This window comes from Psychrobacter sp. APC 3279 (assembly GCF_030407795.1).
Classification (GTDB): Bacteria; Pseudomonadota; Gammaproteobacteria; order Pseudomonadales; family Moraxellaceae; genus Psychrobacter.
Genome location: NZ_JASDCR010000015.1, coordinates 45,963 through 60,028, shown reverse-complemented (window position 1 = coordinate 60,028; position 14,066 = coordinate 45,963). Strand labels below are relative to the sequence as shown.

The window sequence follows — 14,066 nt, the reverse complement described above, 5'->3', positions numbered from 1 at the left end:
CTGACATGCTCACTATAAAATAAGGCGGCTACCATGCAAGCAGGTGAATACCATATCCAAGACGGCGATATTATCTTAAACCAAGGGCGACAGGTACAGACCATCAGTGTCAGCAATACTGGTGATAGACCTATCCAAATCGGCTCGCATTATCACTTTTATGAAGTCAATGATGCCTTGAGTTTTGAGAGAGAGCAGACTCGGGGTTTTCGTCTCAATATTATTTCTGGAACCGCCGTACGTTTTGAGCCGGGCCAATCGCGGGAAGTCGAATTGGTAGCATACGCTGGCAAGCAAGATGTATATGGTTTTGCTGGGCGTGTCATGGGCGCAGCTCATCCAGACAAAATATCAGAGAGCGCCACTGATAAAAAGGCAACCGCTACTTCGCAGAAGCGAGTCAGTCGTCGTATTTATGCTGAGCATTTTGGTCCTACCACAGGCGATAAAGTTCGCTTAGCCGATACCGAGCTTTGGCTACAGGTTGAAGCGGATTTAACCAGTCATAAAGATACAGCTGTCGACCAAGCGGATACGTCGCAAAGTGGTGAGAGTAGTAAGCCTATTGAAATCAAAGGTGAAGAAGTCAAATTTGGTGGTGGTAAAGTCATCCGTGATGGCATGGGACAAGGACAGTTACTAGGCGCGGAAGTTGCCGATACGGTTATTACCAATGCATTGGTCGTTGACTATACAGGCATCTATAAAGCGGATATTGGTATCAAAGATGGTCGTATCAGTGCCATTGGCAAAGCGGGCAATCCTGATATCCAGCCCGCTATTGATATTCCTATTGGCGGAGCTACCGAAATCATCTCTGGCGAAGGCAAAATCCTGACAGCAGGTGGCGTCGATAGTCATATTCATTTTATCGCGCCTCAGCAGTGTGAGACCGCGCTGATGTCAGGGGTAACTACAATGCTGGGCGGCGGCACGGGGCCAGCTCAAGGAACGCTCGCCACCACCTGTACACCAGGGGCGTATCATATTGCCTCGATGCTAAAGTCTACTGATAGCATCCCTATGAATATTGGACTACTAGGTAAAGGCAATGTGAGTGTACCAGAACCCATTGCTGAACAAATCGAAGCAGGTGCCGTAGGGCTAAAGCTACATGAAGATTGGGGTACAACCCCGCAAGCCATCGATAACTGCTTGAGTGTCGCTGACGACTATGATGTGCAAGTGGCTATTCATACCGATACCTTAAACGAGAGTGGCTATCTTGAGAGTACGCTAGGCGCATTTAAAAACCGTTGTATTCACACCTTTCATACGGAAGGAGCGGGTGGTGGTCATGCGCCTGATATTTTAAAGGCGATTGGCGAGTCGCATGTTTTGCCATCATCTACCAATCCCACTCGACCATATACCGTCAATACCATTGATGAGCATCTCGATATGCTGATGGTTTGTCATCACCTAAGTCCTGCTATTGCTGAAGATGTGGCCTTTGCTGAGAGCCGTATTCGTCAAGAAACCATCGCCGCAGAAGATATCTTGCACGACTTAGGTGCTATCTCGATGATGAGTAGTGACTCACAAGCGATGGGGCGGGTGGGTGAAGTAGTCATCCGTACATGGCAAACCGCGCACAAAATGAAAGTTCAACGTGGCCATCTAGCGCCAGATGCAACGTCGACTATTGAAGATGAGCAAGAGTACATCAATTTGACAGATTATGACCAAAGCGCGGACAACGATAATTTCCGTATCAAACGCTATATCGCAAAATATACGATAAATCCTGCGATTACTCATGGTATTAGCGATATGGTCGGCTCAATCGAAGTGGGGAAATGGGCAGATATGGTGCTATGGTCGCCCAAGTTTTTTGGGGTAAAACCTGAGTGCATTATAAAAGGCGGGCTCATTGCTGCGGTACCGATGGGCGATATCAATGCCTCTATTCCCACCCCTCAGCCTGTACAATATCGTCCTATGTTTGCTACTTATCCAAAATCAGTCGCCCAAACTAGCATTACTTTTATGTCGCAAGCGGCGATCGACAAACAAGTGGATAAGCAGCTTGGGCTGACCAAAGTCATTCAGCCAGTACACGGCATCCGTAAAATTCGTAAAAGCGATATGCGCTTTAACAGCTACTGCCCAGATATGGATATCAATCCTGAGACCTATGAAGTACGTGCGGATGGTAAAACACTGACCTGTGAGCCAGCTGATGTACTACCCATGGCACAGCGTTACTTTTTATTTTAGAGCTTATGATATACGTTTATAAGAGCTCTAGGACAGTGAGCCATAAACTATGTACACCAATAGTCAGTTGGTTTCTTGAGTGAGATCGCGTCTTTATTCCCAATACTTTTACCATCAATACTATTGACCAATAGTTTGAGCAACAACAGCCAGAGAAGAATAATGAAAATATTTAATACCCGTTTAAGTACGCTTAGCGATACCCAAAAAGCACAATTGGTAGAACAGTATCAAGCCGATGATTACCTGCTATTGGATTTTGATACTCGTCAGCATTCCCGCTTTAGAGCCATTACTGTTTCAGGTGAGGCAGTTGGTGTTGACTTGCCTCGTACAGGTGTACTAAAAGGAAATGATGTCCTTATCAATGCAGCAGGGGAGTTGATGCAAGTCATCGCCAAGCCGCAAGCGGTGACCAAAGTGACGGCTGACGATGACTTTCTACTAATGAAAGGCGCTTATCACTTGGGCAACCGTCATGTGCCATTGATGTTTGACCACAGTTTTGATCAGGGTAATGCAGGCTATGCGCTATATTTTGAAAACGATCATGTGCTCGCTCAAATGCTAGAAAATCTTGGTTTACATATCGAGTCTACGTCAGTGCCATTTGAGCCTGAGACAGGCGCTTATCAAACGGGCCAAGGGCATGCGCATGGCCACTCTCACTCCCATGCACATAGTGACTCTCATAGTTATAAGGAAAGTCATAGCCATGATGAAAGCCACAGCCACGGACATAGCCATAGTCATCATGATGCGCCTGTAGGTCGTTCAAATGATGGTTAATACCAGTGCTCAGCCTACTCAGTCTGCCCAACTTGGACAGCTACTGATGCTGGCATCGAGCAATTTGCCGATTGGTAGCTATACCTATTCGCAAGGTGTGGAGTCAGCGATTGAGTCAGAGGTTGTCTTTGATGAAGCCAGTACGCTTACATTTATGCAGGACTATCTAGCGCTTGCGGTTGCTGGCTACGAGCTGCCTGTATTAGGGCTAATAATGCGCGCGCTCAGCCAAGGTCATGAAGCGCTAGCGGCAAATCTAGCACATGATTATCATGCCAGCCTAGAGAGTAAGGAGTTTGTACTTGAGTCTCAACAACTGGCTCAAGCAATGGTATCTTGGCTCAATGAAGTACTGAGCCTTGGCATACCGGCCGAAATACCTGAAGATGGCTTTTTGCCGCTTTTTGCTCATGTTGCTCAGCATTGGCAACTGCCACTAGTGCAGTCGATGACTACTTATGGATTTGCGCAACTAGAGAATATGGTGCTCGCCGCTGTCAAGACAGTGCCGCTAGGACAGATGGCAGGTCAGCGTATTCTGTGGCAATTGCAAAGCGATCTGGGTGCTCAGGTCGAAGCTCTAAGCGATGATGTGCAACAGGCTTTCGATGCTTTAATCACATCGATAAATACTATGGATACCTTAGATAAAAGTGAAGAGTCGGACTGTCAGCAGCTATGCCAAGACCTCTATGAATCGCTTAATATCTCGAACAATTTACCCAATTTGGCTATTCTCTCAAGTATGCATGAGGAGCAATACAGCCGTTTGTTCCGCTCATAACTGCAACTCTATTTCTATTTATACTTATTAATATACAAACTGTTTTAGGAAATTAATATGTCTCTAACTCCGCTTAAACCACAAAACTCTCATGCTACATCAGATGTACAAACTGATAGTGATAGCCAGAAACCATCTTCTGCCTTATCGTGTTTACGCCTTGGGATTGGCGGGCCAGTTGGTAGTGGTAAAACTGCTTTGACTTTAAGACTATGCCAAAACCTGCGTGATACGGTCAATATGGCAGTGGTGACCAATGACATCTATACCAAAGAAGATTCAGAGTTTTTGACCCGCAATGATGCCATGCCTGCTGAGCGTATCCGCGGTGTAGAGACGGGCGGCTGTCCGCATACGGCTATCCGCGAAGATGCTTCTATTAATCTGACTGCGATTGCTGAGTTACAAGCCACTTTTGAAGGGTTGGAGTTGATTATCATTGAGTCAGGTGGCGACAATCTAGCTGCGACATTTAGCCCAGAGCTGTCTGATTTGACCTTGTACGTCATTGATGTCTCTGCAGGCGATAAGATACCTCGTAAGGGTGGCCCGGGTATCACCAAATCTGATTTGTTAATTATCAATAAGACCGACCTTGCACCAATGGTTGGTGCTTCGCTGGAGGTGATGGAACGCGATGCCAAAAAAATGCGTGGCGACAAACCTTTTGTCTTTAGCAACATGAAAACAGGTGATGGGCTAGACGAGATTATCGCCTTTATTAAAGAACATGGCATGCTTGCCTAAAGAGCAGATGAGCTTTTACCATTAAAATATAAAGAATAAGGAAAACCGCATGACACAGTGTACAAAGGATCTCAACACCGAAAACTCTCGCTTCTCACAAGTGCTCTCAGCTCGTCATATCGTGTCTGGTTCGGCTGTGATGATGACATCGCTAATGCTGCCGTCATTGGCGCAGGCGCATTCAGGTCATATTCACTCCACTACCACGCAAGCACCGTCGTTTTTAGGTACGTTGCAAGCAGGACTGATGCATCCAGTCACTGGCCTTGATCATCTGTTTTTGGCAGTAGGCATGGGCATGTTGTTTTATGGCCTGCAAAAGCAGCGCTTAGGCATGATGTCATTGACGGCAGGGTTGTCATTAGGCGCGATATTGGGCACGGCTGGCGTGCTGATTGGCGGTATCGCATTTGCTGCATCATCTGGGCTGATTGAAGTGGCGATATCACTGTCGGTAGTCGTATTGGCTATGGTCTTGATGAGCCAGAAAAGCAGACAAGAAGCATTCTCTGCTCAGACCCATACAGCACGCACGCCAAGTATTCAGCAGTTGTCACTGTTTGGCTTTGGTGGTCTGGCAGTGTTTCATGGCATGGCACACGCGATGGAAGTACCAGCAAATGTCGGTGTGAGCGGTCAGCTGGGATTTTACGCAGGGATGATGGTCACGATGCTAGCGCTATATGCAGTTGGTACGCTGGTTAGTCAGCAGTTGCAGCAACGCTTTAGTGATAGTTTGTGGCTACAGCGCGGGCTAGTGCTACTAGGATTGAGCGCCGTATTTGCGCCTGTTTTAGTCTAAAGCGCGCTTTATAGTACAAGTACGATGTTTGTAGGTTCGATGTTTGTGGCTGATTTTATCTAGCTAGCGAACGCCATAAAAAATGCGCCCCCGATCAAAAGGTCGGGGGCGCATTTTAGCTTTGATAACCGACTACAGCATATCTAAAAAGACAGCTTGTCGTATCAATTACATTGCTTGCTGCTGTTGTTGCTGAGCAGCTAGCAAGTCTTGGTAGCTAACTTCTTTGTCAGTTACTTTACCTTGTGCGATCAAGTAATCTACTACTTGGTCTTCTAGTACAACAGACTCAATGTTAGCGCGCTGCTGCTTGTCATTGGTGTAGTACTCGATCACTTCTGCTGGATCTTCGTAGTTTTCAGCGGCTTCTTTGATGAAGGTTTCAACACGCTCTTGATCTACTTCTAAGCCTTTGGTATCGATAACACGGGCAACGATGATGCCAAGACGGGCAGCACGTAGCGCTTGCTCTTCAAATAGCTCATTTGGCAGCATGTCTTTATCGAAGCTATCAGCATTTGCGCCGAACTGCTGAGAAAAACGTTGCATCATCATGTTGCGTTGACGCTCGATTTCTTGCTCTAGCATCGCGTTTGGTACGTCAAACTCGTTCTTTTCTAGCAATGCGTCAAAAGTCGCTTGCTTAACTTGGCTACGCGCAGCGTTTTTGATTTCGCGTTCCATGTTTTTGCGTACGTCTTCTTTCAATTTCTCAACGCCGCCTTCTTTCACGCCGAATAGCTCAAGGAACTCTTCGTTGATTTCAGGTAGCTTAGATTTTTCAACCAATTTTACGTTGATTTTGAACTGAGCTTCTTTACCAGCTAGGTTCTCAGCTTGGTAATCTTCTGGGAAAGTTACGTCGATAGTTTTTTCTTCGCCAGCTTTCATGCCTTTGATACCCGCTTCAAAACCTGGAATCATTTGGTTGCTACCGATAACTAGTTTGAAGTCTTCAGCAGAACCGCCTTCAAATTTTTCGCCGTCGATAGAGCCTTCAAAGTCAAAAGTCACTTGGTTGTCTTTCGCCGCCATGCCTTTTTTCTCAACGAATTCTTCACGTTGCTTTTGTAGGTTTTCGATCATGGTGTCAACGTCTTCTTCACTCACTTGTGCAGTGTGACGCTCAACTTCGATCTCATCGATACCTTGTACGTCAACTTCTGGGAAGATTTCAACAGTGGCTTGATACACCAAGAAATCGTCTTCAAGTTTTACGTCGTCGATGTTAGGCATGCCAACAGCGCGGATGTCTTCAGATTTGATCGCTTCAAATACAGTATCACGGATGACATCGTTGATAACTTCTTGTTGAATGCCAGCACCGTACTGAGAGCGGATGTGTGACATAGGGACGTTACCTTTACGGAAACCGTCAATCTTGGCAGTTTTCGCAACTTGGCGAATACGGCCTTCAACTTTGTTTTGAATTTTTTCAACAGGAACTTTAACCGTTAGCTGAGTTTCTTTATTAGATAGCTTGTTGGTTGTGACTTGTAAATCTGTAGCCATGTTAATTACACCTTTAGGATTAAGTAGTACGTTTGATTAATGAAATAGTACTTAGGGTTAAATTGTAATAGACAGACCGCGCCTCAAATTACGGGCATGTACGACGGGCTGCCGTTGAAATAAATAGGGGATAGCGATAGCGCACAACGTCAAATTCAGTGCCAGTAGCAATCGCCGCTGATACCAAAAGGTGAACCTGCTGAGGTTGTCCATGCTATCAAATATCGATAATAAACCGTTAATGCACCGCATAATAACGCTTTTTGGTGAATTATACAGCCAAATAACGGATTTCAACAAAATTTTAAAAGTAGAACAGTATAATCTATCTGTTTATTAAAGTAAAAATTATCTCTTTGACAGCATGTTTCCTTATGTTGCTTGCTCTTATATGGCTTAATTTTATATAAAAATTTAGCCAGATTCGTATTCAATAAATCAGATAACGGACAAGAAACAGCGATAAGGTTGCAAGCGCATTATGAGCATTGAGCGCGCTTACGGATAGTTATGGATAGAACAGCTACAAATACTTATAAAGGTAGCTGCGCCAATAGCTGTTGGATTGCCTGACCACGATGGCTGATGCTGTTTTTATCAACAGCGCTTAGACTAGCCGCACTGGCTTGCAAGTCAGGTAACCAAAACAATGGATCATAGCCAAAACCGCCGTCACCATGTAGCGTATCCAAGATTTCGCCATGCCATAATCCTTGGGCGACAATCGGTAGCGGGTCATCGGCATGACGCACCATTGCCAGTACGCAAACGAACGTACCTTTGATCGGAGTATCCGGCTCTGCTGCGCGGATAGGCTGCAAGTCAGCGACGAGCTTGGCATTATTTTTACTATCGTTACCATGCTCACCAGCGTAGCGAGCAGAGTAGATACCTGGCGCATTACCTAGTACAGGCACGCACAGTCCCGAATCATCAGCAATTGCAGGCAGCCCACTGATACGGCTCGCATGACGGGCTTTAATAATGGCGTTTTCTATAAAGCTTAGACCATCCTCGATCGCATCTTCGATATCGAGTTGACCTTGCGGGACAATCGTCACGTCCAAGTTCGCTTCGGCAAATAGTCGTTTAAACTCAGCCAATTTGCCTTTATTGTTACTGGCCAGTACCCATTGGTTGCCAGATGTCGGATGGGTAGCAGTTAACGAGTTAACAGTGGTGCTCATAGAGTCATTCCGTTATATGAAAATGATGAAAAACTATTATTCGAGTAGGCTTTATTTATCTTTTGTAGCGTTAATCGGTAAATTATTTGTCAATTGAATTAGTTATACTAACAATGATAACGCATGAGTTTAGAGTGGATGCAGTTACCGTGTAATAAATAACCAATCGCTATACAGATTGTACGGGCTATAACATTTGGTAACTGATATTATTGGCCACTATTGCTATAATAAATACCAAGCTACAGTGAATTATATCTTATAGCTTGTGAATATTAAGTTAATAAAAGTCTATAAAGTCAGAGACTTGGCTTTTTGGCGAAGAATAATAGCAATAAGTAACCGCTAGGTTAATTTTGGATTCATAATGATACGTGATATTGTATTGAACAGTACCGTGTATCAAGCGATAAAGTTCATTTCAAACAATAAACTCAGCCAATTTAGTCCGCTATTTTATAGTGTTTTTTGCGGTGTAAAAATAGCGTAAAATTCAGCTTCTATAAGCAAGTTTTTATAAACTAACGGCTAAACAGCAAGGATAAAATAATTATGTCAAACATTACTTTACCAGACCTACCATATGCAAAAGACGCACTAGAGCCACATATCAGTGCCGAAACGCTAGAGTATCATCATGACAAGCATCATGCTGCTTATGTAAACAAGCTAAAAGACATTTTGCCAGGTTCTGGTCTAGAAGACAAAACATTGCCAGAAATCATCGTAGCGACTGCTAAAGATGACAGCAAGCAAGGTATGTTCAACCAAGCAGCTCAAGTATGGAACCACACGTTCTACTGGAACTGCATGACGCCAACGAACGGCGGCGGCGAACCTACTGGCGATCTAAAAGCAAAAATCGAAGAAGATTTCGGTAGCTATGACAAGTTCCGTGAAGAGTTCAAAAACGCAGCATTGACCCAGTTCGGTTCAGGTTGGGCATGGCTAGTCGCTGATAAAGTCGGTGGCAAACTATCAATCGCCAAAACTGCTAATGCTGACACCCCACTTGCACATGACCAAGTAGCTGTATTGACTTGTGATGTATGGGAACACGCGTACTATGTAGATTACCGTAACCGTCGTCCTGACTATGTTGACACGTTCCTAGACAAGCTAGTGAACTGGGACTACGCAAACGCAAAATATAAAGGTCAAGATGCTGGCGTTGAAGAGTAACCTTTAACGACTAAATATTTGATTGAAAAAAGGACACCGCGAGGTGTCCTTTTTTTATGTGCTAGCTTTCTATATAGCTATCTATTTTGATATTTGATTAAAACATATTTTTGATAGAGCATCGCTATTACGTTACTAGGCGATACCACCGTTTGCGCCGATATTTTGTCCAGTGACCCAAGCTGCTTCTTCACTGACCAAAAACGCCACTACACGAGCGATATCAACTGGTTCACCGATACGGTTAAACGGTGACATACTAGCAAGTCTCTCTACCGTGTCATCCGATTTACCTTGATGAAATAGCTCGGTATCAGTAGGGCCAGGAGATACTGCATTGACCGTGATGTTGCGCTCACCAACTTCTTTGGCAAATATACGGGTCAGCTGATCGACCGCGCCTTTGGTCGCACAGTAGGTGCCGTAACTAGGTAGCAGCATACGAGTGGTCGTACTTGAGAGATTTACGACACTACCACCGTCATTGAGTTTAGTCGCAGCTTCACGCAATGTATTGAACGTGCCTTTTACATTAATAGCAAATATACGGTCAAAGTCTTCGTCGGTGGTCTCGGCAATGGGTTTATTAATCATTATACCTGCGCTATTGACCAGAATATCTGGCTTACCAAACGCGCTGATAGTGGCATCAAACATTGCTTCGACTTGCTTAGTATTGCTAACATCAGCTTGAACGGCAATGGCTTCACCGCCTGCGGATTTAATCTGGCTTACGATATCGTTGGCTGCTGAAACATCGTTTGCATAATTAATGACGGTTTTAGCCCCTGCTGCTGCGAGCGATAATGCTATTTGCGCGCCGATACCTTTTGATGAACCAGTTACAATCGCGACTTTATTTTTTAGTGTTGTCATTATTATTCTCTCTATTATTTTAGATAAACATCAGTACGTCTATATGGCGTTGTGACTGATGTCTCTTGATTAGTAGGATATAAGTTACCAGTGTGTAAAACGAATAAGTAGAGCGATTCTGTATGCTTGTTTTTAGGTAAGTGTATGAGCTGGGCTTCTGTAGGTTTGAAAGATAAAATTTTGCGTTGCTGAGGGTTTGGATAAGACAAAAGGATACTAAGAGGCGTCGAGGCGTCCTTTTTTGGTTTGATGACTGTACGTAGGTTGTGCTAATGTCGAAATGATAATTGCTGTACTTATGTTCTTTAATATGTTGTTTCAGGGGTGAGAGTGGAAATTTTTTTAGTAGTTGCTGTGATAGCGATAGTTCTATTTCTTTTTATTAAAGGACTCTTCTCTTTCAAAAATGCTACCCAATTAACCATCAGACCTTTTAATGAGTGGATAGTTCTAGCCAAAGGGGTAAGTAAAAAAGAACGAGAAGTAATGAGTCATACCATTTTGCTTGAAACTGGAAATTTGCTAGAGAAAGCTAACATAATTTCACAGAGAGAGTTTCAGAAAATATTCTCAGGCTCTAGTATTTATGCTTCAGACGTTATAATACTAACCTTGATAACGACTCATATTCAAGATCATTTCTCAGAGACTAGCAAGTTTCCCTTGAATGAATCTAAACAGGCTAGAATTTACTTTTATAACTGTTTTTGTAGGTTGTATTTCGAGGGGTTTTATTACGAAAGCAATATTTATAAGGGTAAGGATTCTTTCATATCTATCGCTAGGTATGCTACTGATAAAGAACAACAGCCATGGGATTAAGTTTATATAGTTTAGTTATATATGTAGTTGCCTATCCTTGACTTAAGGTCCGATAAGCTTTACAAGCATCTTTGTATCCATTTTTACAAGATTTATCCAACCAACTAAGTGCTTCAGCTTTGTTTTGCTGTACGCCTTTGCCTTGATAGTATATTCCACTAAGATTAAATTGAGCTTGTGCGTGACCTTGTACTGCCGCTTTTAGATACCAATGAAGTGCCTTGGTATAGTCTTGCTGTATAATTCTTCCTTCATCATACATTGCGCCAAGCTCATTCTGAGCATTAGCATGATCTTGCATAGCAGATTTTTGCATCCATTCAAATGCCTTGATATGATCTTGCTTTACACCTCTGCCTTCCGCATACATGCGACTAAGCTCATTCTGAGCATTAGCGTGACTTTGCATAGCAGCTTTTTGCATCCACTCAAATGCTTTAATGTGATCTTGCTTTATACCTCTGCCTTCCTTATACATGAGACCTGTCATTTCTTTAGCGTTTATATTACCTTGTATAGCTGATTGTAAATATGATTCAAATGCCTTAAGATCATTCTTATTGGTATACATTATACCCATAGCAAATAAAGCTTCAGAGCTACCTTGTATGGCAGCTTTTTCTGCCCACTCAATCGCTCTAGTAAAGTCTTTATGCACACCGTTACCTTGATAATACATCATTGCAAGATTAATTTGATCGCGCGGGTTACCCTGATGGGCTAATTTTTTAATTAGCTTAAAAGAATCGGACTCTCTATTTTTTCCATAATATTTCAATATGATTATAGATAAGATTATCGCTCCGACTACAAACCAGATAAGCATATACATACTCCTAAATAAAACCGCTAGGTTTAAAAAATAAAACAATGAGCTAACATTGCAAATAATAAAAAATAAGGGTGCGTTCTATGCATCAATTTTTTTGTATACAAGATTTTTTGGTACGCCTACCGCCTGATTTACCCTACAAAACATCAAACCCAAACTTACCCAACGCTTCACGCAACATTGCAATATTATAATAAGCGTGTGCATTTACAGTGTTTTGAAAGAAAATATAGAGCGTATCAAAGTGCCGACGCTGATTAGCAATCGCTTGCGCCCAGTCTTGCATCTCAGCCTCGCTATAACGATAATCATGGCGATCAGCCGCGCTCATCGCATCCCACCAGTTTAGATTATTACCATGCATGCGCAGATAGCCAGTGCGTTCAGTAAATATCAATCGTGATGGTGGCAACCCACTGACTTTGGGATAATCGACGCTACACCAAATGAGACCTTGCTGCTGGAAACTATCGACCACTTGCGGGGTGTGCCAGCCGTTATGACGAAATTCAATAGCGAGTGGGTAGTCCTGAAACCAACTGACGAGATTAGCCAGATAGAGTCGATGTTCACGAGTACGATCAAAGCCATGTGGGAACTGAAGTAATAAAGGCGCTAAAGCATTTGCTTCAATGAGCGGAGATAAGGCGTTTAAAAATGCCTGTGCGTGCTCGGCAGTGCCTTTGCGCGCATGAGTAAAGTCTTGATGCAGTTTGACGGCAAACTTGAGCTGACTATCGGCCTGCGCATAGGCTTTATCAATCATTCCAGCAAAGGCTTTTTGCCCGATGGGTGCATAAAATGTACTGTTGATTTCGACTGCGCCGTATTGTTTGGCGTATTCACGTAAGAAATCGGTTTTTTTGGTGCCGGTGGGATACAGCGTACCGAGCAAATCGGTATCGCTATAGCCACCAGTGCCAAGATAAATGCGCGGGGTAGGGGAACTGTCCATGTTGACCACTCACTGCCGTTTTGAATAATGAAATTTACTACGATATCTGCTTTCGACTGCTATTCGACAAGCTATTTTTTACGTGACCAGAGCCATTCAATCAATGCCAGTAGCGCATCATTGTCTGTGCCAATGTTATAGTCATTGTCGCTAAGCTCACGACTATGTAGTTCATGAGAAATGGCTGCGCGTCCATCGTTAAAAAGCGATTGCGCGTAGCTAGTCGCATTATCGACACCCATTAGTTTTACATAGGTAGATTTGTCCAGTTTTTCATCGCTACCCGCAGGCTTACCAAGCGTATCAGTCGTCATCGTGACATCTAGCACGTCATCTTGGACTTGAAACGCCAGACCGATATGTTGGGCGCATTCTTGCAATGCCATGCGCTGTGGGGCCGTTGCACCAGCACAGACGCCGCCCATGAGCATTGCCGCTTCAATCAACGCACCTGTCTTATCACGGTGGATGGCTTCTAAACCATCCTGCGCGATACTGGCACTGGCTTCGGCATTGAGGTCTAGCATTTGACCTGACACCATGCGTCTGGCGCGCGGCGCAAATATTGCCATAAGCTGACTTGCGATATTTGCATCGAATGGCGCAAAGGTTGGCATCTCTGCAGTTAATACTTCAAACGCTAGTGTCTGCAATACATCTCCTGCCAGCAGAGCTGTCGCTTCATCAAAGGCGATATGCGCAGTCGGCTGCCCACGGCGCAGCTCATCATCGTCCATACATGGCAAGTCATCATGTACCAGTGAGTAGGTATGTAGCAGTTCTACCGCCAATGCAGCACGGCGCGACATATCATAGTCTGAGTCGTTTTCTAGTAGCGTATCTAGATCAGCATCGAGAGTATCGATGTCATCAATGTCGTCAATGTCGTCATTAGGCTCGTCTGTACGTTCATTATTGCTGCTATTAATACTGGCAAACGCGCTGGCAACCATCAGTGGGCGTACCAGTTTGCCTTGTCCAGTCATCACATAGCGGCAGGCATCTACTAGCGGGCTAGGAAGCTTGGCATAAGCGAACAAGACCTCAATGTCTTGCGCCAATTGCTCGCGCACAGCACCATGAAACTGCTCAGTGCTTTGAAAAGAGACAAAGTTAAAAGGGATAACGCCAGTAGAGGTAGTACTAGAAGTAAGGGAAACAGTCATAATCCAACCATTTATCAGGGATACAGTAAAACTTATTAGGGATAAGGTAAAAACGCTATTAGTGTAGCATGATAGGTCATATTGCTTATGTGACACACGGTATCAATTGATTGTTTTTTGCATCTGTCTACCAAAGTCTATTCGAAAGTAGAGCAGTCTCAGCTGCAATATAGCGACAAGATTTCGTTACGG

The 14,066-nt window shown here is 43.9% G+C and carries 12 protein-coding genes; 6 read left to right on the top strand and 6 right to left on the bottom strand.

Features of this window, described 5'->3' with window-relative positions:
- Window positions 1-33: 33 nt before the first annotated feature.
- From ureC to QL898_RS09440, 5 genes are all read left to right on the top strand, one after another.
- Window positions 34-2,220, top strand: a complete 2,187-nt coding sequence (ureC, locus tag QL898_RS09460) for an urease subunit alpha (protein WP_290176617.1) — start codon at window positions 34-36, stop codon at window positions 2,218-2,220.
- 162 nt (window positions 2,221-2,382) lie between these two features.
- A complete protein-coding gene (ureE, locus tag QL898_RS09455; RefSeq protein WP_290176616.1) occupies window positions 2,383-3,009 on the top strand; it encodes an urease accessory protein UreE in 627 nt (208 codons plus the stop codon).
- Window positions 2,999-3,793, top strand: coding sequence for an urease accessory UreF family protein (locus QL898_RS09450; RefSeq protein WP_290176615.1), 795 nt, complete (start codon window positions 2,999-3,001; stop codon window positions 3,791-3,793). The genes ureE and QL898_RS09450 overlap by 11 nt, the downstream gene beginning before the upstream one ends.
- A 57-nt stretch (window positions 3,794-3,850) precedes the next feature.
- A complete protein-coding gene (gene ureG / locus QL898_RS09445) occupies window positions 3,851-4,540 on the top strand; it encodes an urease accessory protein UreG (RefSeq protein WP_290176614.1) in 690 nt (229 codons plus the stop codon).
- A gap of 49 nt (window positions 4,541-4,589) precedes the next feature.
- Window positions 4,590-5,342 carry a HupE/UreJ family protein gene (locus QL898_RS09440; protein WP_290176613.1) on the top strand — a complete coding sequence of 251 codons (753 nt, stop codon included), beginning with the start codon at window positions 4,590-4,592 and terminating at the stop codon, window positions 5,340-5,342.
- Between the two features lie 168 nt (window positions 5,343-5,510).
- On the opposite strand, the gene tig is transcribed toward QL898_RS09440, so the two are convergent.
- Both tig and rdgB read right to left on the bottom strand, forming a co-directional pair.
- Entirely contained in the window at window positions 5,511-6,854 is a 1,344-nt protein-coding gene (tig, locus tag QL898_RS09435; protein ID WP_102091742.1) for a trigger factor, read from the bottom strand.
- 533 nt (window positions 6,855-7,387) lie between these two features.
- Entirely contained in the window at window positions 7,388-8,041 is a 654-nt protein-coding gene (gene rdgB / locus QL898_RS09430) for an RdgB/HAM1 family non-canonical purine NTP pyrophosphatase (protein ID WP_290176612.1), read from the bottom strand.
- 552 nt (window positions 8,042-8,593) lie between these two features.
- Between rdgB and QL898_RS09425 the strand changes: the two genes are divergently transcribed.
- The gene (locus tag QL898_RS09425) at window positions 8,594-9,223 is read left to right on the top strand and encodes a superoxide dismutase (protein ID WP_290176611.1); all 630 of its coding nucleotides are present in this window, start codon (window positions 8,594-8,596) and stop codon (window positions 9,221-9,223) included.
- A gap of 135 nt (window positions 9,224-9,358) precedes the next feature.
- Here the strand turns inward: QL898_RS09425 and QL898_RS09420 are convergent, their stop codons facing one another.
- The 4 genes from QL898_RS09420 to QL898_RS09405 all read right to left on the bottom strand — a co-directional run bounded on the left by QL898_RS09420 (window position 9,359) and on the right by QL898_RS09405 (window position 13,874).
- Window positions 9,359-10,099 (bottom strand): SDR family oxidoreductase, encoded by a 741-nt coding sequence (locus QL898_RS09420; protein WP_290176610.1) that lies wholly within the window; start codon window positions 10,097-10,099, stop codon window positions 9,359-9,361.
- 853 nt (window positions 10,100-10,952) lie between these two features.
- A complete protein-coding gene (locus QL898_RS09415; RefSeq protein ID WP_290176609.1) occupies window positions 10,953-11,747 on the bottom strand; it encodes a tetratricopeptide repeat protein in 795 nt (264 codons plus the stop codon).
- 142 nt (window positions 11,748-11,889) lie between these two features.
- Window positions 11,890-12,708 carry a DUF72 domain-containing protein gene (locus QL898_RS09410; protein WP_290176608.1) on the bottom strand — a complete coding sequence of 273 codons (819 nt, stop codon included), beginning with the start codon at window positions 12,706-12,708 and terminating at the stop codon, window positions 11,890-11,892.
- Window positions 12,709-12,779: 71 nt separating this feature from the next.
- Window positions 12,780-13,874, bottom strand: coding sequence for a polyprenyl synthetase family protein (locus tag QL898_RS09405; protein WP_290176607.1), 1,095 nt, complete (start codon window positions 13,872-13,874; stop codon window positions 12,780-12,782).
- Window positions 13,875-14,066: the final 192 nt, after the last annotated feature.